Origin of the sequence: Roseobacter sp. TSBP12 (genome assembly GCF_009129705.1) — a bacterium.
Lineage (GTDB): Bacteria > Pseudomonadota > Alphaproteobacteria > Rhodobacterales > Rhodobacteraceae > Celeribacter > Celeribacter baekdonensis_A.
Map to the genome: position 1 here is coordinate 143,962 of NZ_PYIB01000024.1, position 23,476 is coordinate 167,437.

The following is a 23,476-nucleotide window of genomic DNA, read 5'->3' on the forward strand; positions in this document are numbered from 1 at the left end:
TGATAGCGCAACCCTGCGGCCCGGTCTACCGCGTCTTCGTCAGGGCAGGCCGCTTGCGCACACCCAAGCGAAACCGGCGCGAAATGACTGCGCCTCAGACCTTGCGAAATGTCATGTAATGTGGCGTGCGACCTTCGCGAATGGCCTTTTGTTCATAGCGCGTTGAGGGCCAATCAGCCCATGGTTTACGCCACTCCTCCGGGCCCTCGGCCAGCCATTCAAACCCGGCTTGCGGCACCTCTTCCATGGTTTGACGCACATAGTCCGGGATGTCGGTCGCGACCCGGAATTCGGCACCGGGTTTGAGAACCCGGTGCAGCGGTTCAAGATGTTCGGCGGTGACGAAACGGCGACGATGGTGACGCTTTTTCGGCCAGGGATCGGGGTAATTCAGGAACGCTTTTTCAATGCAACCATCAGGCAACACGTCAAACAGATCGCGGACATCGCCCGCATGGATTGAGGCGTTTTTGACCTCAGGCGCGCGCCGCAGCCGTCCCAAAAGCGCCGCCACCCCATTCACATAGGGCTCGCAACCGATAAGTTCGACATCGGGATAGGTCTTGGCCATATGCACCAAATGTTCGCCGCCGCCAAAGCCGATCTCAAGCCAGATCGGTTTGCCGCCATAGCGCGCGGCCAAGTCAAGCGGCGTGCGGTCGGGGTTCTCTTCCCAAGTCACTGGGCCGGGCGACAGGCCGTCTAGGTCCTCGACGAGGTAATCCTTTTGCGCCTGATTGAGCGTCTTGCCATGGATGCGACCATAGAAATTGCGCCACGGCGCGCCAGAGTCATGCGTAGCGGAGGCATGTGGATCATCGGACTGTGCCATCGTCGGATCGTCAGACTGGCCGTCAGATTGGACCCCGGATGTGTGTTTGCTCGTATCAGACATGAAAACCCCGCCTCTTTCAGCCGGGCTTTTGCCAAGTTTTCGCCGCGAGAGCAAGCCGGGACACGGCCGTCACCCGCGTCCGCGATAGGGTGGCACGCCTTGTTCGGGGATCCAAACGTCTTTTGGCTCCGGCCCGGTGGCCCAAAACACATCAATCGGAATGCCGCCACGCGGATACCAATAGGCACCGATGCGCAACCATTCCGGGTCCAGAAGCTCGGCCAGACGTTTGCCGATATAGACCGAACAATCCTCATGAAACGCGCCGTGATTGCGAAATGAGCCGAGGAAAAGTTTCAGCGATTTGCTCTCAACCAACCAATTGCCGGGAATGTAGTCGATCATCAGATGACCGAAATCCGGCTGCCCCGTCATCGGGCAGAGCGAGGTGAATTCCGGCGCGGTGAACCGCACCACGTAGCGCTCACCCGCGTGGGTGTGCGGCACCCGCTCCAACACCGCCTCTTCTGGCGAGGCGGGCAATGCGGTTGCGCCGCCAAGTTGAGTCAAATGCGATGTATCGGTTGTGACCATGAGGTGCCTCCCATCAAAAAGGGGCGAGAAATCCCGCCCCGTTGATTTTATATTTCAAAACGTCCCGGCTCTCAAACAGCGTTTGCCAAAGCCTCTGCCAGATCGGTGCGTTCCCATGAAAACCCGCCATCCGCGTCCGGCGCACGGCCGAAATGGCCATAGGCCGCGGTGCGTTGGTAGATCGGCTTGTTCAGATCGAGATGGGTACGGATGCCGCGCGGAGTGAGGTCCATGACCTTTGGGATCGCCGCTTCGATCTGAGACGGCTCGACCTTCCCCGTGCCATGCAAATCGGCGTAAATCGACAAGGGCGCGGCCACACCGATCGCGTAGGAGAGCTGAATCGTGCATTTGTCGGCAAAGCCTGCGGCCACAACGTTTTTCGCCAAATAGCGCGCGGCATAGGCGGCGGAGCGGTCCACTTTGGTTGGATCTTTGCCCGAAAACGCGCCGCCGCCATGCGGCGCGGCACCGCCATAAGTGTCGACAATGATTTTGCGTCCGGTCAGACCCGCATCGCCATCGGGGCCGCCGATGACGAATTTCCCAGTCGGGTTGACGTGCCAGATCGTGTTGGCGGTGAGCCACCCGTCGGGCAGCACCTCTTCGATATAAGGGGCCACAAGCGCGCGCACATCGTCCGAAGTCATGGTCTCGTCCAAATGCTGGGTCGAGAGCACGAGGGAGGCAATTTCCACTGGGAGACCATCGCGATACCGCACTGAAAGCTGGGCCTTGGCGTCAGGGCCAAGCGCGGGTTCGGTGCCGTTTTTGCGCACTTCGGCCAAACGGCGCAGCATCGCGTGGGAATATTGGATCGGCGCGGGCATAAGCGCCTCTGTTTCATTGGTCGCGAAACCAAACATGATGCCCTGATCGCCCGCGCCCTCATCTTTGTTGCCAGAGGCATTGACGCCCTGCGCGATATGAGCGGATTGTTCGTGGAGGTAGTTTTGCACCTCCAGCGTTTGCCAATGGAATTTATCCTGCTCATAGCCGATGTCGCGCACGCAGTCGCGCACAATGCCATCGACCTTTTCCATATACGCGTGGAGTTTATCCTGATCGGACAGGCCCACTTCGCCGCCGATGATCACACGGTTGGTGGTGGCAAAGGTTTCACAGGCGACCCGCGCTTCGGGTTCCTCGGCGATAAACGCATCTAGCACAGCGTCGGAAATACGGTCACAGACCTTATCAGGGTGACCTTCGGACACAGATTCCGAAGTGAAAACGAAGTCTTTACGGGACATGTGGGTGGTGCTCCATTGGTTCATGTGTCCCGCACGCCAGGAAGCCGTTGTGCGGGTCGATACTTAAAATGCGATATAGTTGCCCTACGCAAGGGTCAATCGGTTTTTCGGGTTCTGCGATCACGTTGTCCCTGTCCTGTGCCCAGTCTTGAGACGCTCAGACCTGATACCATCAAAAGAGTTAACAAACCCAAAAGGGCCGTCTCACCATAGCGCATATAGAGCGTTTTTGGTAAAGCCCCCGGTAGGGTGGAAGTTACCGCCCCCGATGTGCCCAATGGGATCGCAACACGGATGTCGCCATGCGCATCAATCACCGCAGAAATTCCGGTGTTGGCGGCACGGACCATCGGCAGGCCGGTCTCAATCGCGCGAAACCGGGCTTGGGCCAAGGCCTGTTGCGGGCCGGAAAACATGCCGAACCACGCGTCATTGGTCATTTGCAGTAGCCAGTCCGGGCGCTCATCCGTGCGCAGATCACGCGGAAAAATCGCCTCATAACAGATCAAAGGCAGCGCCAAACCGGTGCCGCCCGTGTCGATCAGTCGCGGTCCCGGCCCCGCCGAATAACCATAGCCCTCCTGTGCGGTAAAGGCGCGCAGACCGATCCGCTCCAACAGTGCGGGCATCGGCATATATTCCCCGAAGGGCACGAGGTGGTGTTTGTCGTAAATCTCTTGCGGCTGGCCATCATGGCCGACCAGAATGGCGGAATTATAGCCCTGATAGCCCTCGACCCGGTTCAGCCCGACAATGGCGCGTGCGGGAGAAACATTCTGAGCGATTTCAGTAAGATAAGGATCGGCGGCCCAAAGCGGCACAGAAACGGAGGTTTCCGGCCAAATCACCAGATCGGCCCCCTCTGGCGCACTTAATGTCAGGGCGCGTTCATAAAAGGTCCAGACCAGTTCGGGGTCCCATTTCTCCCGTTGTGGCGCATTGGGTTGCACGACGCGGATCGACTGTGGCCGATCCTGTGGCAGCGGCTGTGACAGGCGGGCCCATCCGTATCCATAGGCCAAGATCATCAGGATCAGAGCCGCCCCGCCGGTGAGACCCGAGCGGCGCAGCACCGCACGCGCCACCAGTGCCGCCCAAGCGAAGGTCAATGCAGTCAGAGCATAGGGGCCGATGAGGCTTGCAAGCTGCGCCGGGGCTTGATCAAGCCAGATATAGCCGGGCATTGCCCATGGAAATCCGGTGAACAGATGCCCGCGCGCCAATTCGGCCAGCCCCCAAAATGCCACCAAACCGGGCAAGCCCAGCCTGAGCCTTTTGGCCGCATAAAAAGCCAGCGCCCAAAACAGCGCCAAGCCGCCACACATGAAAAACAGCGCGAAGGGGATCATCCCTGCATGGCGCACGGGATCGACGAGAAAGGGATTCACCAGCCATGTGAGCGACATCAAAAAGGCGCCAAAACCGACCGTCCAGCCGCGCCACGCCGCCTCTCCCGCAGTGAGCGCCTTGGACCACGACAGCACCGCCATGACCAATCCCGTCAGCGCCAATGGCCAGGCGCTTAACGGCGCCTGCCCCAAAGCCACCAAGACCCCCGCCGCCAAGGCAAACAGCCGCTGCGGAGCAACCCGCGCCGCAGCACAGGGATCACGCGCATGGTTTAAGCCTCTGCTTTCGGTTTGACCGCCGAGGGCAAGCGCACGCGAATGCGTTTGATCCGTCGTGGGTCGGCGTCAATGATTTCAAACTCCGCACCAGAGGGATGCGGGATCACCTCGCCACGCGCCGGTACCCGACCGCAGAGCAAAAAGACCAAACCGCCCAAAGTGTCGATCTCTTCTTCGTCCTCTTCCGTCGTCAGGCGCATGTCAATCGCGGCTTCGAATTCATCCAGCGGCGCTTTGGCTTGGGCGACAAACACCCCCGGCGCGGATTGGGTCCAAAACACATCCTCGTCGATGTCATGTTCGTCCTCAATCTCGCCAATGACCTGTTCGACCAGATCTTCGAGCGTGACCAACCCGTCCACCCCACCATATTCGTCAATCACCAAGGCCATATGCATCCGGTCGCTTTGCATTTTCTGCAACAGCACACCGATCGGCATGGAGGGTGGCGCGTAGAGCAGCGGGCGCAGCATCTTTTTGAGGTTGAAACGCTCGCCCTTGCCATTGAAGCCGTGATTAAGGGCAAAATCTTTCAGGTGAACCAAACCCACCGGCGTGTCCAACGTGCCCTTATAGACCGGCAATCGCGTCATCCCGCTCTCGCGGAACACCTCGACCAGATCGTCCTTTTTGATATCAGATGGCACAGCAACGATTTCGGCCTTTGGAATGGCCACGTCATCGACGCGCATCCGGCGCAGGTTCATCATGCCGGGACGCGGGGTCAGTGCCGTTTGGGGCACAGATTTTGCCCCGGCTGCATCCGTTTGTGTGGCGGGTTTGGAAGAAAACGCCTTTGCCATCCGACCCAGCCATTTTGAGCGTTTGCGCGCCGTGGCTCGGGGTGTGGTCTGCGTTCTACTTATGGGGTCCGTCGGCGCGCTCTGCGCTGCCGTAGAAGACCCAGGCTCGGTGTCGCCCATGCGTCCTTTCCAGAAATCAAATCTATCGGTTTGCGGCCCAAATCGACCGTTCGCCTAATATGGGTCTTTGATACCCATGGTTGCAAGTATCTCGGTCTCAATGCCTTCCATAATCGCGGCATCTTCGTCCGTTATGTGATCATAACCCAACAGATGTAACAGTCCATGAACAAGCAAATGGGTCACATGATCGTTAAATGGCGTGCCGCCCGCCTTGGCCTCAGCGGTGCAGGTCTCATAGGCGATGGCAATATCTCCCAGTTCGATTTCCATGCCCGGCATGTCAGGTTCGGGCACATCGGGACGCACGCCGGGGGTGGCGCGCTCCTCAGAGGGCCATGACAAAACATTGGTGGGCGTCGGTTTTTCGCGAAATTCGGCGTTCAATTCGGCAATGCGCGCATCATCACAGGCCAAAACCGCAACCTCGCAGAGATCCGGGTCCAACCCGAGAAAAGCCAAGGTCGCATGTTCTGCGGCCTCGGCCAAATCATCCAACCCCGCCTCTTGCCAGCGCGGGTCTTCATATACGACGTCTATGGTCATCTTTTGCGGTCATCTTGCCCAAACGAGGTGCGCGTTACTGCGCTTCATCTGCCTCATAGGCCTCAATGATCGCGGCGACAAGCGGATGTCGCACCACATCCTTGGAGGTGAAATAATTGAACGACACTTTTTGAATGCCCGCCAGCACCCGCTCGGCATCTCGCAGCCCAGATGGCACACCGCGCGGCAGGTCGACTTGCGAGCGGTCGCCGGTGATCACCATGCGAGAGCCTTCGCCCAGACGGGTGAGGAACATTTTCATCTGCATCGTGGTGGCGTTTTGTGCCTCATCCAAGACCACAAAGGCGCGGCTCAGTGTGCGCCCACGCATAAACGCCAAAGGCGCAATCTCGATGGTCTTTTCTTCGCGCATCTTCGCCACTTGTTTGGCGGGCATGAAATCGTTGAGCGCATCGAACAGCGGCTGCATATAAGGATCGACTTTTTCGTCCTGCGTGCCCGGCAAAAACCCAAGCCGCTCGCCCGCCTCAACCGCAGGGCGCGACAGGATCATTTTATCGACATGGCCGTTGATCAACATGTTCACGCCGACCGCGACCGCCAAATAGGTTTTGCCCGTGCCCGCAGGCCCGATGCCAAAGGCCAACTCATGGTTGAACAGGTTTTGCACATAGGCTTTCTGACCCGGTGTGCGCGGCTCAACCAGTTTTTTGCGGGTCTTGATCTCAACGTCGCTGCCGCGGAACATCTCAATCTGATCGCCCGGCAAACCCTTTTCGACCTCGGCATTGCCCAAGGTGATCATACCGTCGATGTCCCCCGGCTCCACGTCACGCCCGGCTTCCAATTTGCTATAAAGTTCCTGAAGCACCGCCGCCGCGCGACCGCGCGCAGACCCCGTTCCCATCACCGACAACATGTTGCCGCGTCGCACGATCTGCACTTCCAACTTATGCTCGATCTGAGCGAGGTTTCGGTCGAACTCCCCACACAGGTCAATCAACAACCTGTTGTCGTGAAATTCGAGAAGCGTTTCGTGGACTGCGTCCTGCGATTTCGGGGGTGTCAGCGCGCTTAGGCCCAAATAATATCTCCGACTCTAGAGGTCCCTATACCCTCATGGTGCCAAGCGATTGCGGTTCTGGCAAGCGGGGACACAAAATCTTCGCATTAGGCCCGGCGGAACCGCGCCCAAAAAACATGCCTGCGCCCAAAAAACATGCAAAAGAAAAGCGGCCACCCCGTATAGGATGGCCGCCATAGATTTTAAATTTTTAGAGGCTTTAGATCGGGTCGCCAAACTTGGAGCCATCTTTATACGGGCCAACGGCTGTGTTAGGCGACGCAATGCCGGAACAGACCGGTTTGCCGTATTTGTCGACGCGTGCGCTCAAATACCCTTCGACACCATCATCGATGATCCAGTGATCACAGCCCTGCGGGTCGATCCAAATCCCGGCCTGAAGCTGCGACAGGTGTTTGCTGTCAAAGCCGCGGTCGACGGTTTTGTCTTTCTTATGGGATTCGTACCCCATGTTGCCAAGGGCAGCTTCCGTACAGGCGGATGTCGCGCCCAAAAGGCCGAGAAGGGCGATTGCTTTCAGTGCTTTCATCGGTCCACTCCTCACTTGATACAGATGATTTCGACGCGGCGGTTTTTCTGCATCCCGGCAGCCGTCGCATTCGAGGCCGCAGGCATACGCTCGCCGTAGCCACGCACATCCGCGATACGCGCGCCGGTGCTTTGGGCGATTTTTGCCACAGCATTGGCGCGGTTGTAGGAGAGTTTCATATTATACTCATCCGAGGCACGGCTGTCGGTGTGACCAATGATGATATAGGCGGTGGCCCCCGCCTGAGCAAAGAAATCGGTCAGACGTTTGCGGCCCGATGCTGAAATAGTGTAGCGGTCGGTGGCAAACAACTGATCCGAATTCATCACCGCACAGGCCTGAACCGGATGACAGGTTGGAATGCCCTGACGATCGACTTTGAGGTCCATATAGCCCTCAACGCCATCGTCCATGACCCAATGCTCACAGCCATCCGGGTCAATCCAGATTGTCGGCGCATAGCGTTCGCCGTTGACCACACCTGAGATCATTTGCGCCTGAGCGGCAGTGCTGAGCGAGAGCCCGGCGATGGCAGCACAGGCCATCACCGCCCGCCCTTTTTCAAGAAATGCGTTGATCACGTCTTTCGTCCCCCAATGGTCCCGTTTTCGGGCCAATTTAACCCCACCCGAGCGGCACTTTGGTTGCCGCGCGTTATTCACCATAAATATGTCTAAATGATAGCAAACTTCGTTGGTTTGTGAAGGAAAAATACCATATATTGTATCTTCGCCCGCAACGAAGCGTGCATTTTTTGGCGATTGTTGCGCACATGGTGCGCCACGCGCCAAAAAAACTATCGTAACGTCAACGGCTTGGCTTAACCAAGAACAACACCGGACAAAGAATTGGTCCGACTCTCGATGATTCTCACCCGGCGCATCTCACCGATTTGCACCGTTGGGTCGGTGACATGGACCGCGTGAAGATACTCGGATTTGCCGCCCATTTGATCGGCCTGCCGTCCGGTTTTCTCAAACAAAACCGACACATCGCGGCCAATCATCGCGTCTTGGAACGCGCGTTGCTGCTGTGTGATCAGCTCTTGCAGGCGCTGAAGCCGCTCTGAGGCGACATCGAAATCGACCATCTTATCGCCCTTCTCAGCGGCGGGCGTACCGGGGCGCGGCGAGTATTTGAACGAATAGGCAGAGGCGTAATTGACCTCGCGCACCAGATCCATCGTTGCCTCAAAATCCGCATCCGTCTCACCGGGGAAGCCAACGATAAAATCGCCAGACAGCGCGATGTCCGGCCGCGCCGCGCGGATGCGCTCGATCAGGTGTAAATACGACTCTGCCGTGTGCTTGCGGTTCATCGCCTTGAGGATTTTATCCGAACCCGATTGCACCGGCAAATGCAGGTAAGGCATCAATTTTTCGCAATCGCCATGGGCGGCGATCAGGTCGTCTTCCATGTCATTCGGGTGGCTCGTGGTAAACCGAATGCGCTCCAATCCATCGACCTTGGCCAACTCGCGAATGAGCTTGGCCAGCCCCCAAGTCCCGCCCTCGAACGCGCCATGATAGGCGTTCACATTCTGGCCCAAAAGTGTGATCTCGCGCACGCCCCGTTCGACCAGATCGCGCGCCTCGCTCATCACGCGCTCCGCCGGGCGCGACACTTCGGCCCCACGCGTATAGGGCACAACGCAGAAGGCACAGAATTTGTCACAGCCCTCTTGCACCGTCAAAAACGCCGCAGGCGCGCGTTTGGCTTTGGGCCGGGCTTTGAGATGTTCAAACTTGTCCTCTTCGGGGAAATCGGTGTCGAGCGCGGTTTGACCATTCCCGGCTTTCGCCTCCATCTCTGGCAGGCGGTGATAGGATTGCGGCCCCACCACCAGATCGACCATCGGCTGCCGTCGCATGATCTCCGCGCCCTCGGCCTGTGCCACACACCCGGCCACGCCGATTTTCAAATCGGGATTGGCGATCTTGAGGTCTTTGTAGCGCCCCAATTCGGAATAGACTTTTTCCGCCGCCTTCTCGCGAATGTGGCAGGTGTTCAACAGGATCATGTCCGCCTCTTCCGGGCTCGACACTTCGACATAGCCCGAGCCGCCAAGGCTTTCGGCCATGCGTTCGCTGTCATAGACATTCATCTGACAACCATAGGTCTTGATATAGAGCTTTTTGGTGTTGGCTTTTGTGTCAGACATGACCTTGGGTCCAGGATGATTGGGGAATTTAAGTCGCCTCTCTAGCCCATGAGGGGTGCGGGAGCAAACGGGTTTGTGGGTTGTGGGCGTAGGATCATGCGCCTGACAGGTGCGACCGATCTGCCGCCCTGTCGCGACAACCGCCCAAACTGTTTCCTCAATCCTTGCAATCCCCTCTTCTTCATGGCTTTTTTACTGCTATCGGGGACAGTCACACACACCGCCACCCCGAATAGGGACAGTTTATGCGTTACGATAGCCTCGACACTTTTCTTTCCGATGGCAAAGAGGCCCTGATCAAAGGGCCGGTCGCGATGGTCTTTGCCGAAGATCTGGTCGAGGTGGACACGACCCTGCGCCATCATATCACGCTTGGGTTCAAAGCCGTGCTGTTGTTTGCGCCCGATGAGCTGACGCTGCCTGAGGGGCTTGAGCTACAAATTCACCGCATCCGCTACGCCACCCGCGCGCCCAATATGCTGACCCAAGCGGTCAATCGCCTCATCGCGGCGGCGCCGGGGATTTGGATGTATTATTGCTACAACGCCGAATACCTGTTTTTCCCGTTTTGCGAGACCCGCAGTATCACCGACATGCTGACCTTCCACACCGAGGAACGCCGCGGCGGGATGTTGACCTATGTGGTGGATCTTTATGCGGGTGATTTGCATGACGCGCCCAATGCGGTCTCGCTCGAAGATGCCTGTCTCGACAAATCCGGCTATTACGCTTTGGGCCGCATGGACACCGCAGGTCATCCAAAAGAACGCCAACTCGACTTTTTCGGCGGGCTGCGCTGGCGGTTTGAGGAACATATTCCCGCCAACCGCCGTCACATCGACAGGATCGCAATCTTCAAAGCGAAAAAAGGCCTCACCCTGTCGGAAACCCACCTGTTCAGCGAGGAAGAATACAACACCTACGCCTGCCCCTGGCACCATAATCTCACAGCGACCATCGTGTCCTTTCGCACCGCCAAGGCGCTCAAAACCAACTCCGGCTCGACCTATGACATCGACAGTTTTCGTTGGCACAATTCGACCGAATTCGAGTGGCACAGCCAACAGTTGCTTGATCTGGGCCTGATGGAGCCGGGACAGTGGTTTTAATGGGGTTTTAACGGGATTTTAGCCGCTTTGGCGACGGAACCCACCCTTTACATCTGCTTCAAAGCCCTTATCTTGAGCCGCAATCGACGAGCACCCGCGCCCAACAGGACCAAAGCGGCCTCAAAATTCACCCGAAATCGCCCAAAATCCACCCGAAATTAAAAGAGTTTTCTGATGTCCGAAGTCAAATCCGGCGACAAAGTTCGCATTCACTACACAGGCACCCTCAAAGACGGCACCGTGTTCGACAGCTCGGCGGGTCGTGATCCGCTTGAGTTCGAAGTTGGGTCCGGCCAAATCATCCCCGGCATGGACAAGCACCTTCCGGGCATGACCGTGGGCGAGAAAAAAACCATCGTGGCCGTGGCGGACGAGGCCTATGGCCCGCGCCATGACGACGCGCAACAACCGGTGCCGCGCGCCCAAATCCCGGCGGAAATCCCGCTCGAAGTTGGTCTGCAACTTCAGATGCAAAGCCCGCAAGGCCAAGTGATCCCGGTCACCGTGGTCTCCATCACAGACGAAGAGGTCATTCTGGACGCAAACCACCGTTTGGCCGGCGAAGACCTGACCTTTGACATTGAACTGGTCGAAATCGTCTGAAGTCGGCTGAGTATTCTCGCAGCAATGAAGATCAAAGAATGGACAAGGCGGCACCCGCGTGCCGCCTTTTTCGTTGAATTGGCGCGGCTTTAGCGTCAAATGGCGGCATGGGAAAACCGGATCTCTTTTCTGCGGACTGTAGCCGCTGCGCCGCGCTGTGCTGTATGGCCTTGGCCTTTGATCGCGGCGATCATTTTGACCATGACAAAGCGGCAGGTGTGGGCTGTCACAACCTTGCGGGGTTTACCTGTGGCATTCATGGCGATCTGGCGGAGCGCGGCTATTCCGGCTGTATCGCCTTTGATTGCCTAGGCGCAGGGCAGAGGGTCACGGAGCTGTTTGAACACGATTGGCGCAGTGACCCGTCCCTGACCGGGCCGATGATCGAAGCGTTTCGCAGGATGCGCGAGGTGCAGGAATTGCGCCAGCTTTTGGTGGCAGCGGCCACCCTGCCCCTCACGGATGCGATAGATGACAGGCGGCTCGACATTTTGGACCAGCTTGCGGATGCGGCGGGCGATCTGGACCGTCTCGAAGAGGTGGACCCGCGCGCCATCCGAGCATGGCTGCGCGGATTGGCGGAGGTGATTACCCCAGTGACGGAGGCGTAAACGCCGCACGTTTTTGATCCGCGATCTCGCGATGCACACAGCCCGTCGCGTGATCGTTGATCATTCCCATCGCCTGCATGAAGGCAAAACAGGTGGTCGGGCCGACAAAGTTCCAGCCGCGTTTTTTCAAGTCTTTCGAAAGCCGTTTTGAGGTCTCCGAAATCGACGCCGTTTGCGGTGCGCCGTGTTCGTCAGGCATGGGCTCAAAGGACCAAAAATAGGCAGCAAGCGAGCCTTCGTTCGCTACCATCTCGACCGCGCGGGCGGCGTTGTTGATCGTCGCATTGATTTTGCCACGGTGGCGCACGATGCCTGCATCGGCCAAGAGCCGAGTCACATCCGCCTCACCAAACTGCGCGACTTTGTGAAAATCAAACCCGGCGAAAGCGGCGCGAAACCCTTCGCGTTTGCGCAAAATCGTCCACCAAGACAGGCCGGATTGAAACCCCTCAAGGCAAATTTTCTCAAACAAACGGATGTCATCGGAAACCGGATAGCCCCATTCTTCGTCATGATAGCGAATATATTCGGGATCACTGGCGCACCATGCGCAGCGCGATTGACCATCAGGTCCGGTAAAAAGCTGTGTCACATCGGTCTCCTAAAACGAGTTGCCCCCAAGCATAGAGGGGACCGTGAAATGCCGTGCATGGCCGAAACCTGTCCGCGTTTTGGGACAAACTCAAGTCCCAACAGCCCACTGAGACGCTTTATTTTTGCGGATAGGCGTCCCAAAACGTCTGTGGTGCCTGCCCCGGATTGGAGACACAGACCACCTGATCCGCTTCAAAGGCGTAGCGCGCCAGAAACACCGTCAAATCGGCGGAATAGGCGTAATCCTGGACCGAAATCACCGCTGCCTCATAGGCGCTTTCGCAACTGCCGGAAACGAACCAGACTTGATCAGCGGAATATTGGAGGTCGGTGAAATAGATCGTAAATTCGCCGGGTGTGGTGAGCGTTTCGAATTGAATCGGAACCGCACCTTGCGCCCATAGCGCCATTGGCACCACCAGCATACACAACGTCACGACGCCTGCGCAGATCGCAAATAAGCGCACAAAAACAAGCCTATTCAATAGAAACGCCCGATAGCCCGGCACAGCGGTCAGTGCGAACTCTGAGGTTTGGGGCGCAGACGGATCACCACATCGACAGAGGCGATTTCCATGCCTTCGGGAGCTTTGGGCAGGCGCGCGATTTTCAATTCATCGCTGGGCGCATCGGTCAATGCGCCCTGATCTTCCCAAAAGAAATGCGGGTGCTCATTCATATTGGTGTCAAAATAGGAGCGCGACCCATCAACGGTCACCTCCTGCATCAATCCCGCCTGACAAAACGCCCGCAGCGTGTTGTAGACCGTCGCCAAAGACACTTTTTCGCCCGCATCGCGCGCAGCGGCAAACAGGCTTTCGGCGGTGACATGACGATCATGGCCATCGCCGACCAACAATGTTGCCAAAGCCACCCGTTGACGGGTCGGTCGCACCCCCGCCTCACACAGCCACGCCTCACCGCGACGCGGGTCGCGCTTTGTCTTGTCTTGCATTGCCTGGCACGTCGGCTCGGGGGCTGGGGACTGGGTCATCGGGGTCCGTTTCGTTGGTATAAGTGCCAATATAAGGCGATGGCGGGGTTAAATTCAAATGAAAATAGATCGCAACAAGGAACGGCCAGCCGTGATCAGGCGTCGTTTCGGGTCAGCTCGGTTGATTTTCACCCGCTCCCGCCCATCCGACTTTGGCCGCTCTTGCGCCTTGCGTGGTTGGGGGGCGGGGTGATAGAGGGGATGCGACTTTGAAAGATTGCAGGAAGGCAAGGGTTCTATATGGCCGAGTATCCCACGAGTTTCACCAAGGAAGATCTGCTTAAATGTGCGGCGGGCGAATTGTTCGGCCCCGGCAATGCGCAGCTTCCCGCCCCGCCCATGTTGATGATGGACCGGATCACCGAGATTTCGGGTGACGGGGGCGCACATGGCAAAGGTCATGTTGTGGCGGAATTCGACATCACGCCGGACCTTTGGTTCTTTGAATGCCACTTCCCCGGCAACCCGATCATGCCCGGCTGTCTGGGCCTTGATGGTCTGTGGCAACTCACCGGATTTAACCTTGGCTGGCGCGGCTGGCAGGGGCGCGGTTATGCGCTTGGCGTGGGTGAGGTGAAACTCACCGGCATGGTGCGGCCTGATCGCAAGATGTTGACCTATAAAATTGATTTCACCAAAGCGATCCAAACCCGCCGCCTGACCATGGGTGTCGCAGACGGGATCGTCGAGGCCGATGGCGAAGTGATTTACATCGTCAAAGACATGAAAGTCGCGCTCTCCGAGAGCTGATCCCAAAGCGGGTCGAAACGAACACCACAGGGAAGGAACACGCCATGCGTCGCGTCGTCGTCACAGGTCTCGGGGTTGTCTCCTCGATTGGCAACAACTCTGAGGAAGTGCTTGCCTCTCTCAAATCAGGCACCTCCGGCATCACTGCCAATGAAGACATGAAAGAGTATGGGTTCCGTAGCCAAATCGCCGGGAACATCAAACTCGACATCAAAGATCACGTCGAAAAACGTGCTTTGCGGTTCATGGGTCCGGGGGCGGCCTATGCCTCCATCGCCATGGACCAAGCGATCAAGGACTCGGGCCTTGAGGAAAAAGACGTGATCAACGTGCGCACCGGCTTGATTGCCGGTTCGGGTGGCCCGTCCACCTCCGCCATGTTCACCGCGCATCAATCCGTCTTGGCCACAAAAGCCACCAAACGCGTTGGGCCGTTTGCGGTGCCGAAATGCATGGGGTCAACGATTTCCGCCAACTTGGCGACCGCCTATCAGATCAAGGGCATCAACTATTCGATCACCTCGGCCTGTTCGACCTCGCTGCACTGTATTGGTGCGGCGTCTGAACAGATCATGATGGGCAAACAGGACGTGATGTTTGCCGGTGGTGGCGAAGAATTGGATTGGACCCTGTCCTGCCTGTTTGATGCGATGGGCGCGATGTCGTCGAAATTCAACGACACGCCAACCAAAGCCTCGCGCGCCTTTGATGCCAACCGCGATGGATTCGTGATCTCCGGCGGCGGCGCGATTTTGGTGCTCGAAGAGTTGGAACATGCCAAAGCGCGCGGCGCGAAAATCTATGCCGAAGTGACCGGCTTTGCCGCCACCTCGGATGGCGCGGACATGGTGGCCCCCTCTGGTGAGGGCGGTGAACGCGCGATGCGGCTTGCCCTCTCGACCTTGCCTGAGGGTCGCAAAGTCGGCTATATCAACGCCCACGGCACATCGACCCCGGTCGGTGACGTTGGCGAAGTCGAGGCCGTGCGCCGGGTCTTTGGCGAAGGCAACACTCCGGTGATTTCCTCGACCAAATCCATGACCGGCCACTCCCAAGGCGCCACCGGCGCACAGGAAGCGGTCTATTGCCTCTTGGCGCTGCAACATGATTTCATCATTCCGTCGATCAACGTCGAGACGCTTGATCCGGCGATCCACGCCAATGAAATCGCCACAACTCTGGTGGAGAACGCAGGGCTTGATACCGTCATGACCAACTCCTTTGGCTTTGGCGGCACGAACGGGTCTATGTTGTTGTCGAAATACCGCGACTGATCTGGTTTCAGGGTATGATTTTGAACGGCCACGTTTTACGAGCGTGGCCGTTTTGCTTTGTGCGCGGCTGGACCGAGAATTGCCAAGGTCGGCACTGAGTCCAACCTGCCGAACTGGGACTATTCGTTGCGAACCAAAAGGATCACGCCTGCCGGGTCAGACGTCCAATGACCATTCACATCATCCAGCGGTTCCAACTCGTCGCGGACTGGACTTCCCAATGTTTCGATAGCCTTGTCGGGATCGTCAGTGAAGAGTTCCAGCCAGATGTCCACTTGGCTCTGCTGTTCAACTCTATCTATCCATAAAGTCATATTACCAAAAGAAAAGCCGATGCTGTTCTTGAGTTCTTTAGTAACCTTCAGACCAACGCGGTCGCGGTAGTAGGCTACCGTTTCTTCCCACTTATGGAGTGGCACTTTGATTGCAATGTTCTTGCCGGGTTCAATCATAGATCAATCTTTCATGTTGGTCATGCCTTTGGTTTCAGTGTAGCACATCCGATCAGGCTGGGGGTAATCGCAACGATAGCTTCGTGCGCACAGCCGCACTCGGGTCTCATTGCCGAGACGCCTCCATTCCACAAACACCTCAAAAACTTGACCTAGCGTCGCAAAACGGTCAAATACCGGCAAAGCAAAAAGGGCATTTCATCCATGGCAGATCTTCTTAAAGGCAAACGCGGGCTTATCATGGGCGTCGCCAACGAACGTTCCATCGCATGGGGCATCGCCAAAGCCTGTGCCGCCGAGGGCGCGGAGCTTGCGTTTACCTACCAAGGCGAGGCCTTTGGCAAACGGCTGCAACCGCTGGCTGAAAGCGTGGGTTCGGACACGATGGTCGACGTCGACGTCACCAACCCGGAGCAGATGGACGAGGCTTTCGCGGCGCTGAAAGCCAAATGGGGCAGCCTTGATTTTGTCGTGCATGCCATCGCCTATTCCAACAAAGACGAACTCACCGGCCGGTTCCGCGACACCTCTGTCGAAAACTTCAAAAACTCGCTGCATATCTCGTGCTACAGCTTCATCGACGTCGCCAAACGCGCCTCCGAAATGATGCCCAATGGCGGCACTTTGATGACGCTGACCTTTGAAGGCTCCAACAAAGTTGTGCCCAATTACAACGTGATGGGCGTGGCGAAAGCGGCGCTCGAAAGCTCGATCCGCTACCTCGCCAATGACCTCGGCCCCGAGGGCATCCGCGTCAACGGCATCTCGCCGGGTCCGATGAAAACGCTGGCTGGCTCCGCCATCGGTGGCGCGCGCCGCACCTATAAACACGCCGAACAAAACGCGCCGCTGTTGTCGAATGCAACGCTTGAGGCCGTGGGCGGCACCGCCGTCTACCTCGCCTCCGATGTGGGCGCGTATACAACCGGTGAAATCATCCGCGTTGATGGCGGCTATCACATCATGGGCATGCCCCGGATTGAAAATCTCTGATCCGATCCAGATTGCCACAGCTCCAAGCCCCGCCCCCGTGCGGGGCTTTTCTTTAAGTATTTGTATCACGGGTAAAGCCACGGATGTGACGCGACGTCTCACCTGACAGGCCGCACGGCTGATGTAGCCTCTCCTCAAGGGAGAGAGCAGCATGTTTGATTATATCATTGTGGGTGCGGGGTCTGCGGGATGCGTGTTGGCCAATCGCCTGTCGGACGATCCAAGCAAACGGGTTTGTTTGATCGAAGCCGGGGGCAAGGATCGCTCCCCCTTCATTCATGTTCCTTTGGGGCTGGCGGTTTTGGCGCGCCTCAAAGGCTATAATTGGAATGATCACACCGCCCCGGACCCAAACCTGAACCACCGCCGCCTGTTCTGGCCGCGCGGACGGGTTTTGGGCGGGTCGTCTTCGATCAATGCGATGATCTATATGCGTGGCCACCCGGAGGATTACCGGGCTTGGGCGCGGGCGGCAGGTGCAGCGTGGGATTGGCCGCGCGCGTTTGAGCTGTTCAAACGATTGGAAGGCAATGCGCAGATTTCGGATGCGTATCATGGCGTGGATGGCCCTCTGTCCGTCTCCGATCTGCGCAGTCCAAACCCGCTGTCGCATGCCTTTGTGCGGGCCGGTGTTGAGGCGGGATTGACAGAGCGGCGCGACTTTAATGGCGTGGATCAGGAGGGAGTGGGCCTGTTCCAAGTCACTCAGAAAGACGGCAAACGGTTCTCAGCGGCGCGGGCATTTTTGGCCCCGGTGCGCGGTCGGGCCAATTTGACGATTTTGACCGGAGAACAGGTCACGCGGGTGATGTTCAAGGGCGTAGAGACCCATGGCGTTGCGCTGCGGGATCGTGAGATTGTGCTCAATCCCGGTGGCGAGGTGATCCTCAGTGCCGGGGCGATTAAATCTCCACATCTGTTGATGCTCTCGGGCATCGGTCCGGGCGAGATGTTGCGCGCGCAGGGGATCGAGGTGCGGCATAATGCACCTGAGGTGGGCGAAAATCTGGCCGATCATCTCGACATCACGGTGATGTCTGCCGCCCGCAATCGCCTGCCGATTGGTATTGCGCCCACCTACCTGCCCCGCGCCTGCGCGCCGCTTGGGACTTTGGCCGCAAACGACGTGGGGAACTGACCTCCAACGTGGCTGAAGCAGGTGGTTTCGTGCGCTCGGGTCCCGATCAGCCGCGCCCCAATCTGCAATTCCATTTCATCCCGGCCTATCTGCGCGATCATGGGCGCAAGACCTCCTTTGGCTACGGCATGACGTTGCATGTCTGTGACCTTTTGCCAAAATCGCGTGGGCGGATCACTTTGGCCTCCAGTGATCCAAGGGCCGCGCCAGTGATTGACGCCGGCTATCTGAGCCACCCCGAGGATGTGGCAACGCTTTTATCCGGCCTCAAAATCGCCCGTTCGGTGATGGCCGCGCCCGCCCTCGCATGCCATGTCGCATCCGAGGTTCTGCCTGGTGCGTCCCTGCAAAGCGACGAAGCGCTCATAAAGGATATTCGTGCCCGCTCAGAGACGATCTATCACCCGGTCGGCACCTGTCGCATGGGGATGGACGCGGGTTCTGTTGTGGATGCGCAAGCACAGGTGCGCGGCGTGTCGGGGCTGCGCGTGGTGGATGCCTCGATCATGCCGCAGATCATCGCGGGCAACACCAATGCGCCCACCATGATGATCGCGGAGAACGTGGCGGATATGATGCTTCGCCCCTGACGCTTTAGTGACAGCCCCCGCTACAGTCCTCGCAGGCGCGGGCTTTGCCTTTCATTTCAATGAATTTTTCATCCCACGCCTCGCCATCACCGAACTCCAAAAAATTCTGATATTGCTCGTGACGACCGGACAGATGGCTGGCGTGTTTGATCGGACACCAATAATATTCGGTGCGCCCGGCGACTTCTCGGACATAGGCCAAAAGCCCGTTGCCATAGCCGCAATAAACGCAATTGAGCTTTTGCATAAAGTTCAGATAGGTCAGTTTGTGCCGATCCACGGCGATGTATTTTTTGCGTTCAACTTTTGGCAAGCCATAGATCGGGAAACAGATCGCCTGATAGACGGTGACGAAGAGATCAAGGATCACGAAGGGCACGATCAAACTGTAGATGATCGGGGCGGTGATCACCTCCCAAGGGCGGGCGCGACGGATAAATACCGACAAGCGCACCCGCAAAAGCCGACCGCGTTTGCGCGCCTCTTCCTCAAACACTACCCGCCCGTTGGTCAGACGATACTGAAACTTTTCACGCGCCGCCAAGGCATCCCGTTCCAATTGATCCTGAAGTTGCCGCAGGGAGTCGCGGAGTTTCTCAACCGTGCTGTTCATCATTATCTCCAAACAGGGGCACCCAAGCTATAGACTTAGCAGGCGGAACGGACAAATCATCCCCTGTTCTGAAATTTTGCATTTTCATGGATTTTTTGACGAATTTGAAAGCATTTTTAAACGTTTTCATTTCAGAAACACAGTGTTGAACGTTGAGTTATCCCCAACCAAACCTGCCATCTGCCACAGTGTCGCCATATTTCCGCCCCATCAAAAACCCAAAGACCAACGCCAAAGGGCCCGCCTCACATCGCTATGACATTCCTTTTCCTCGCCATCCTTTTGGGGATATTTTCCCTGCCTCTGCTCAAAGGGGTGTCACCCAATCAGGGCCGGATGACCACAAGCGGGTTTGATGGCACGGGCGTTGTGATTGGATTTGCATTCACCGTCGCGGTCGCGGCACTGACCTCGCCTTTGCTTGGCATTGGCTTTGTCTTTGCCGCTCTGTTGCATGAGTTGGGGTCCGCACTGGCCTGTCGGATCATCGGCCATGAGGTGGCGCGGGTGCGGCTGATCCCCCTGCCCTTTGTGGCAGCACCTCGCTCGGATCGCCCCTTTGATCACGCGCTTGAGGAAAGCTTTGCCGCGCTCTATGCCCCTGCCTTGGCGATTGTGCCGATGATCCTCGCCTTTGGCCTGTTTCACAGCTTTGCCTTGGCCGCCCCCCTCTTTGCCGATGTCATGCGCAGCACCGCAATCATGTTGGGCACGTTCAATTTCATCATGCTTTTGCCCTTCCTGCCCTTTGGTGGCGGTCGGGTTGTGCGCGCGGTTTCAGATGCGTTTTGGCCGCGTCTCGGGCGTGTCATCACACTGTTCATGACCGCCGCCTTTGCCTCGGCGGCTCTGCGCGATCACTCGGTGGCGATGATGATTCTCGCCGCCGCGGGCGTGCAAAGCCTGTTCCACATCCGCCGCCCCAACCAAAGCCGCCTGACGCCAAATCAGGCGCTTTTGGTGATGGCAAGCTATGCCTTTACCCTGACCGTGCATTTCACCGGCGGGTTCTGGCTTTTGACCGGATTGCTCTGAAACCCGCACCATCTCCTCTTTCCTCAGGGCACGCTCCGTGACAGTCTGAGCCGACGACAAGGGAGGCTCATGTGACCATCACCACCTGTATTTTCGACGCCTATGGCACGTTGTTCGATGTCACCTCCGCCGCCCAGCGCGCCGCGCATGACCCCGAGTTTTCGCGCCTTGCGCAACTGTGGCCCCAACTGGCGCAGGATTGGCGCGCCAAGCAGTTGGAATACAGTTGGCTGCGCGTAATCATGGGGGATCACACGCCGTTTTGGACCGTCACCATGGATGCGCTCGATTGGGCGCTGGCGCGTGCAGGCCTTGAGGATGATCCGCCGTTGCGGGCGCGATTGTTACAGCTTTATCAGGAACTGAGCGCCTACCCAGAGGTACCCATCATGCTGCAAACTCTGAAAGACAAAGGATTTTCCACCGCGATCCTGTCGAACGGCTCGCATGACATGCTCGATGCCGCGGTGTCATCGGCGGGGCTAGACCGCCTGTTGGACGATGTGCTCTCAGTCGACACGGTCGGCATCTTCAAGCCTTCCGATCAGGTGTATCAAATGGTCCCGGATCGGTTCCAATGCGCCCGCGACGAGGTGTTGTTTGTCTCCTCCAATGGCTGGGACATCGCCGGGGCGGCACGGTTTGGCTTTGTCACCGCCTGGGTGAACCGCGCAGCCCTGCCCGTCGACCGGATGCCCGGACAGCCCGCTCATATCCTCTCTGATCTGACCCAAATCCCGGAGATCGCCGCCCATGCCTGAGACCTTCAAAACCTCCGATGGTCTATCGTTGGCCTATGACGTTCAGGGCAAAGGCCCCGCCCTGTTGTGCCTCGCGGGACTGACCCGCAACATGGATGATTTCGAACCTGTGGTGGCGCATTTTGCAAACCGGGCCACGATCATTCGCGTTGATAGTCGCGGGCGCGGGGCGTCGGAGTATGACCCGAATGTCCTCAATTACACGCTACCGCAAGAGGGTGCGGATGCGCTGACCCTTTTGGATCATCTGGGGCTGGACCGCGCGGCCATTCTGGGCACCTCGCGCGGCGGGTTGATTGCCATGGTCTTGGCGATCAGCGCCAAACATCGGCTCTCAGGCGTGTTGCTTAATGACATCGGGCCAGAGATGGATCCGCGCGGGCTGAGCCACATCATGGACTATCTCGGTCGCCGCCCGGCCTACCGTTCGTTTGAAGATGCCGCCGACAAATTGCCCCGCGCTTTGGGAGATCAATTCCGCAATGTCAGCCGGGATCAATGGCTAAGCTATGCGCGGCGGATTTGGACCGAGGGCGAGGAGCGGCTTGAGTTGCGCTATGACCCCAAGCTCAGGGAGGCAATAGAGGCGCAAAGCGTGACCGGGGCCGTACCCGATCTTTGGCCTTTGTTCGAGGCGCTTGACGGGCTGCCCTTGGCGCTGTTGCGGGGTGAAAACTCCACGCTTTTGCCCCGCGCCTGTATGGACAAGATGTGCGCACGCCGTCCGGATATGATCTGCGCCGAAGTCAAGGATCGCGGCCATGTGCCGTTTTTGGATGAGCCTGAAAGCCTTGATGTGATCGCGCGATTTTTGACCCGCCTCCCCCATTGAGACCCACCGCCCCGCCCTCTATGATCTGCCCGCACCCCTAAAGGAGCGATCAGATGCGGGTTGATCTCGGCGACATTACTCTCAACGTGGAAGACGACGGGCCGCGCAGTGGCCCGCCCATCGTGTTCTGTCATGCCTTGGGCACCCATTTGCACCTGTGGGATGACGTCCTGCCGCTTGTGCCCACAGGTCTGCGGATCATCCGCTATGATCTGCGCGGGCATGGGACCTCTGACGTGCCGAAAGGCCCCTATTCGATGGGCGCTTTGGTGCGCGACGCCGAACGGTTGCTGGATCATTTGGCGGTGCGTGATGCGGTGTTTGTCGGCATTTCCATCGGCGGGTTGATCGCGCAGGGCCTGGCGGTCAAACGGCTGGATCAGATTCGTGCGCTGGTGCTGTCCAACACGGCGGCCAAAATCGGTACCCGCTCGGTCTGGGACAAACGCATCGCCGCGATTGAGGCACATGGGCTTGAAAGCATCGTCGCGCCCACGCTTGAACGATGGTTCGCCCCCGGATTTCGCAAAACCGAGGTGGCCAAACGCTGGGGCCAGTCGATTTTGGACACCTCTGTGGAGGGCTATTTGGGGTGCTGTGCCGCGATCGCGGGCACGGATTTTTATACGCCGACCTCGGGCTTACGTCTGTCGTGTTTGGGCATTGGCGGCGGCTATGACGGATCGACCCCCGCCGATTTGATGCGCGAAACTTTGGATGTCATCCCCGGCGCGCGGTTTGAATTGCTGCGGCGTTCCGGGCATTTGCCGCCCGTGGATGCGCCCGAGGCCTTTGCCGCGCTTTTGACGAGATTCTTACAGGAGATCGGCCATGTCTGAGCTGGGCACGTCTGATCCGGTCTTTCTTTTGGTCCACGGCTCCGCCCATGGCGCATGGTGTTGGCGCGATCTGGTCCCGGCGCTCGGCGCGCGCGGGGCCACGGCTCACGCGATGGACCTGCCCTCTCATGGCGATGATCCCACGCCCTATACCGAGGTGACGCTTGATCTCTACCGCGATGCGATCCTCCATAAGATCTCCGAGATCGGCGCGCCGGTGATCCTAGTCGGCCATTCCGCCGGTGGCTATGCGATCACCGCCGCCGCCGAGGCGGCGCCCGAACGCATCGCGCAGTTGATCTATGTGTGTGCCTATGTGCCCGAGGATGGCAAAAGCTTGGTGACATGCGCCGCAGTGCCCGTGCTCATCCGGTGTTGGCCGCGATTGCAAAAACCCCGGACGGCAAGGCTTTCACCTTTCGCCCTGACACCGTCGAGGCGACGCTGTTTCATGATTGCCCAGCTCAAGCCGTGGCCTATGCCCTGCTGCATCTGGGACCGCAGGCGATCCGCCCGCAAGAAACGCCCCTGACGATCACCGCGCGCTCCACCACCCTGCCGCGCGATTATGTGCTTTGCACGGATGACCGCACCATCCCGCCGGAAGAGCAGGAAAAAATGGTCAAAGACTGGCCTGAGGGCCATGTGCATCGCCTCGCTGCGGGCCATTCCCCCTATTTCTCTCACCCGGACAGCCTGGCGGATCTGCTCATCAAGGCTGTGCGCAAAGACGGATAGACAGCGGCGGCTTTGACGGTCAAAAAGGCGCAGTCT

29 protein-coding genes and 1 riboswitch are annotated in these 23,476 nt (G+C 58.2%); of the genes, 14 read left to right on the forward strand and 15 right to left on the reverse strand.

The genetic code is table 11. The annotated features are described in order from the left end of the window. Nucleotides 1–94: 94 nt before the first annotated feature. The 10 genes from trmB to miaB form a co-directional block, all read right to left on the reverse strand. The gene (gene trmB, locus C8029_RS06570) at nucleotides 95–832 is read right to left on the reverse strand and encodes a tRNA (guanine(46)-N(7))-methyltransferase TrmB (protein WP_051130620.1); all 738 of its coding nucleotides are present in this window, start codon (nucleotides 830–832) and stop codon (nucleotides 95–97) included. Between the two features lie 132 nt (nucleotides 833–964). Further along, nucleotides 965–1,429: a preQ(1) synthase gene (queF, locus tag C8029_RS06575; RefSeq protein WP_009572056.1), complete on the reverse strand. Its 465-nt coding sequence runs from the start codon at nucleotides 1,427–1,429 to the stop codon at nucleotides 965–967. Between the two features lie 71 nt (nucleotides 1,430–1,500). Next, nucleotides 1,501–2,682, reverse strand: a complete 1,182-nt coding sequence (metK, locus tag C8029_RS06580) for a methionine adenosyltransferase (protein ID WP_009572055.1) — start codon at nucleotides 2,680–2,682, stop codon at nucleotides 1,501–1,503. An 8-nt stretch (nucleotides 2,683–2,690) separates the two neighbouring features. After that, nucleotides 2,691–2,741: riboswitch (SAM-SAH riboswitch) on the reverse strand. 36 nt (nucleotides 2,742–2,777) lie between these two features. After that, nucleotides 2,778–4,229, reverse strand: a complete 1,452-nt coding sequence (gene lnt, locus C8029_RS06585; RefSeq protein ID WP_226946256.1) for an apolipoprotein N-acyltransferase — start codon at nucleotides 4,227–4,229, stop codon at nucleotides 2,778–2,780. Nucleotides 4,230–4,303: 74 nt separating this feature from the next. Next, complete coding sequence (locus tag C8029_RS06590; protein WP_040402258.1) at nucleotides 4,304–5,233, reverse strand: transporter associated domain-containing protein; 930 nt, start codon at nucleotides 5,231–5,233, stop codon at nucleotides 4,304–4,306. A 54-nt stretch (nucleotides 5,234–5,287) separates the two neighbouring features. Then, nucleotides 5,288–5,779: an rRNA maturation RNase YbeY gene (gene ybeY, locus C8029_RS06595; protein WP_152002523.1), complete on the reverse strand. Its 492-nt coding sequence runs from the start codon at nucleotides 5,777–5,779 to the stop codon at nucleotides 5,288–5,290. Nucleotides 5,780–5,813: 34 nt separating this feature from the next. Further along, nucleotides 5,814–6,824, reverse strand: a complete 1,011-nt coding sequence (locus tag C8029_RS06600; RefSeq protein ID WP_009572051.1) for a PhoH family protein — start codon at nucleotides 6,822–6,824, stop codon at nucleotides 5,814–5,816. A gap of 199 nt (nucleotides 6,825–7,023) precedes the next feature. Beyond that, on the reverse strand, nucleotides 7,024–7,353 hold the full coding sequence (locus C8029_RS06605; protein WP_009572050.1) for a hypothetical protein: 330 nt from the start codon (nucleotides 7,351–7,353) through the stop codon (nucleotides 7,024–7,026). 11 nt (nucleotides 7,354–7,364) lie between these two features. Then, nucleotides 7,365–7,934, reverse strand: a complete 570-nt coding sequence (locus C8029_RS06610) for an OmpA family protein (RefSeq protein WP_009572049.1) — start codon at nucleotides 7,932–7,934, stop codon at nucleotides 7,365–7,367. 239 nt (nucleotides 7,935–8,173) lie between these two features. Further along, nucleotides 8,174–9,514: a tRNA (N6-isopentenyl adenosine(37)-C2)-methylthiotransferase MiaB gene (gene miaB / locus C8029_RS06615; protein WP_009572048.1), complete on the reverse strand. Its 1,341-nt coding sequence runs from the start codon at nucleotides 9,512–9,514 to the stop codon at nucleotides 8,174–8,176. A gap of 245 nt (nucleotides 9,515–9,759) precedes the next feature. Here miaB and C8029_RS06620 point away from each other — a divergent pair, with 245 nt between their 5' ends. The 3 genes from C8029_RS06620 to C8029_RS06630 all read left to right on the forward strand — a co-directional run bounded on the left by C8029_RS06620 (nucleotide 9,760) and on the right by C8029_RS06630 (nucleotide 11,837). Further along, nucleotides 9,760–10,623, forward strand: coding sequence for a hypothetical protein (locus tag C8029_RS06620; RefSeq protein WP_152002524.1), 864 nt, complete (start codon nucleotides 9,760–9,762; stop codon nucleotides 10,621–10,623). Between the two features lie 174 nt (nucleotides 10,624–10,797). Then, nucleotides 10,798–11,226: an FKBP-type peptidyl-prolyl cis-trans isomerase gene (locus tag C8029_RS06625; protein ID WP_152002525.1), complete on the forward strand. Its 429-nt coding sequence runs from the start codon at nucleotides 10,798–10,800 to the stop codon at nucleotides 11,224–11,226. A gap of 107 nt (nucleotides 11,227–11,333) precedes the next feature. Then, on the forward strand, nucleotides 11,334–11,837 hold the full coding sequence (locus tag C8029_RS06630) for a hypothetical protein (RefSeq protein WP_152002526.1): 504 nt from the start codon (nucleotides 11,334–11,336) through the stop codon (nucleotides 11,835–11,837). Here C8029_RS06630 and C8029_RS06635 read toward each other — a convergent pair. The 3 genes from C8029_RS06635 to irrA form a co-directional block, all read right to left on the reverse strand. Next, entirely contained in the window at nucleotides 11,815–12,429 is a 615-nt protein-coding gene (locus tag C8029_RS06635) for a DNA-3-methyladenine glycosylase I (protein ID WP_152002527.1), read from the reverse strand. The two genes, C8029_RS06630 and C8029_RS06635, sit on opposite strands and share 23 nt — an antisense overlap. Nucleotides 12,430–12,547: 118 nt before the next feature. Next, a complete protein-coding gene (locus C8029_RS06640; RefSeq protein WP_152002528.1) occupies nucleotides 12,548–12,856 on the reverse strand; it encodes a hypothetical protein in 309 nt (102 codons plus the stop codon). 89 nt (nucleotides 12,857–12,945) lie between these two features. Continuing rightward, entirely contained in the window at nucleotides 12,946–13,386 is a 441-nt protein-coding gene (gene irrA / locus C8029_RS06645) for an iron response transcriptional regulator IrrA (RefSeq protein ID WP_152002554.1), read from the reverse strand. A gap of 279 nt (nucleotides 13,387–13,665) precedes the next feature. Here irrA and fabA point away from each other — a divergent pair, with 279 nt between their 5' ends. Beyond that, on the forward strand, nucleotides 13,666–14,175 hold the full coding sequence (gene fabA, locus C8029_RS06650; RefSeq protein WP_009572041.1) for a bifunctional 3-hydroxydecanoyl-ACP dehydratase/trans-2-decenoyl-ACP isomerase: 510 nt from the start codon (nucleotides 13,666–13,668) through the stop codon (nucleotides 14,173–14,175). 44 nt (nucleotides 14,176–14,219) lie between these two features. Beyond that, nucleotides 14,220–15,449 (forward strand): beta-ketoacyl-ACP synthase I, encoded by a 1,230-nt coding sequence (gene fabB, locus C8029_RS06655; RefSeq protein WP_152002529.1) that lies wholly within the window; start codon nucleotides 14,220–14,222, stop codon nucleotides 15,447–15,449. A 119-nt stretch (nucleotides 15,450–15,568) separates the two neighbouring features. Here the strand turns inward: fabB and C8029_RS06660 are convergent, their stop codons facing one another. Then, entirely contained in the window at nucleotides 15,569–15,901 is a 333-nt protein-coding gene (locus C8029_RS06660; RefSeq protein WP_009572039.1) for a glyoxalase/bleomycin resistance/dioxygenase family protein, read from the reverse strand. Nucleotides 15,902–16,105: 204 nt separating this feature from the next. On the opposite strand from C8029_RS06660, the gene C8029_RS06665 reads away from it, so the two are divergent. The 3 genes from C8029_RS06665 to C8029_RS22310 all read left to right on the forward strand — a co-directional run bounded on the left by C8029_RS06665 (nucleotide 16,106) and on the right by C8029_RS22310 (nucleotide 18,622). Beyond that, the gene (locus C8029_RS06665) at nucleotides 16,106–16,894 is read left to right on the forward strand and encodes an enoyl-ACP reductase FabI (RefSeq protein WP_009572038.1); all 789 of its coding nucleotides are present in this window, start codon (nucleotides 16,106–16,108) and stop codon (nucleotides 16,892–16,894) included. Between the two features lie 151 nt (nucleotides 16,895–17,045). Then, nucleotides 17,046–18,032 carry a GMC family oxidoreductase gene (locus C8029_RS22305; RefSeq protein ID WP_226946257.1) on the forward strand — a complete coding sequence of 329 codons (987 nt, stop codon included), beginning with the start codon at nucleotides 17,046–17,048 and terminating at the stop codon, nucleotides 18,030–18,032. Nucleotides 18,033–18,040: 8 nt separating this feature from the next. After that, nucleotides 18,041–18,622, forward strand: coding sequence for a GMC family oxidoreductase (locus tag C8029_RS22310; RefSeq protein WP_226946258.1), 582 nt, complete (start codon nucleotides 18,041–18,043; stop codon nucleotides 18,620–18,622). Between the two features lie 4 nt (nucleotides 18,623–18,626). Here the strand turns inward: C8029_RS22310 and C8029_RS06675 are convergent, their stop codons facing one another. Further along, nucleotides 18,627–19,235, reverse strand: coding sequence for a hypothetical protein (locus C8029_RS06675; protein WP_152002530.1), 609 nt, complete (start codon nucleotides 19,233–19,235; stop codon nucleotides 18,627–18,629). Between the two features lie 255 nt (nucleotides 19,236–19,490). On the opposite strand from C8029_RS06675, the gene C8029_RS06680 reads away from it, so the two are divergent. From C8029_RS06680 to C8029_RS22315, 6 genes are all read left to right on the forward strand, one after another. Continuing rightward, complete coding sequence (locus C8029_RS06680; protein ID WP_009572035.1) at nucleotides 19,491–20,270, forward strand: zinc metalloprotease; 780 nt, start codon at nucleotides 19,491–19,493, stop codon at nucleotides 20,268–20,270. Nucleotides 20,271–20,341: 71 nt separating this feature from the next. Next, nucleotides 20,342–21,031 (forward strand): haloacid dehalogenase type II, encoded by a 690-nt coding sequence (locus tag C8029_RS06685; RefSeq protein ID WP_009572034.1) that lies wholly within the window; start codon nucleotides 20,342–20,344, stop codon nucleotides 21,029–21,031. Further along, nucleotides 21,024–21,863 (forward strand): alpha/beta fold hydrolase, encoded by an 840-nt coding sequence (locus C8029_RS06690; protein ID WP_009572033.1) that lies wholly within the window; start codon nucleotides 21,024–21,026, stop codon nucleotides 21,861–21,863. Before C8029_RS06685 ends, C8029_RS06690 begins: the two co-directional genes overlap by 8 nt. A 53-nt stretch (nucleotides 21,864–21,916) precedes the next feature. After that, the gene (gene pcaD, locus C8029_RS06695; RefSeq protein WP_009572032.1) at nucleotides 21,917–22,702 is read left to right on the forward strand and encodes a 3-oxoadipate enol-lactonase; all 786 of its coding nucleotides are present in this window, start codon (nucleotides 21,917–21,919) and stop codon (nucleotides 22,700–22,702) included. Continuing rightward, nucleotides 22,695–23,234 carry an alpha/beta fold hydrolase gene (locus C8029_RS06700; protein ID WP_226946259.1) on the forward strand — a complete coding sequence of 180 codons (540 nt, stop codon included), beginning with the start codon at nucleotides 22,695–22,697 and terminating at the stop codon, nucleotides 23,232–23,234. Before pcaD ends, C8029_RS06700 begins: the two co-directional genes overlap by 8 nt. Continuing rightward, nucleotides 23,174–23,440 (forward strand): alpha/beta fold hydrolase, encoded by a 267-nt coding sequence (locus C8029_RS22315; RefSeq protein ID WP_226946260.1) that lies wholly within the window; start codon nucleotides 23,174–23,176, stop codon nucleotides 23,438–23,440. The genes C8029_RS06700 and C8029_RS22315 overlap by 61 nt, the downstream gene beginning before the upstream one ends. Nucleotides 23,441–23,476: the final 36 nt, after the last annotated feature.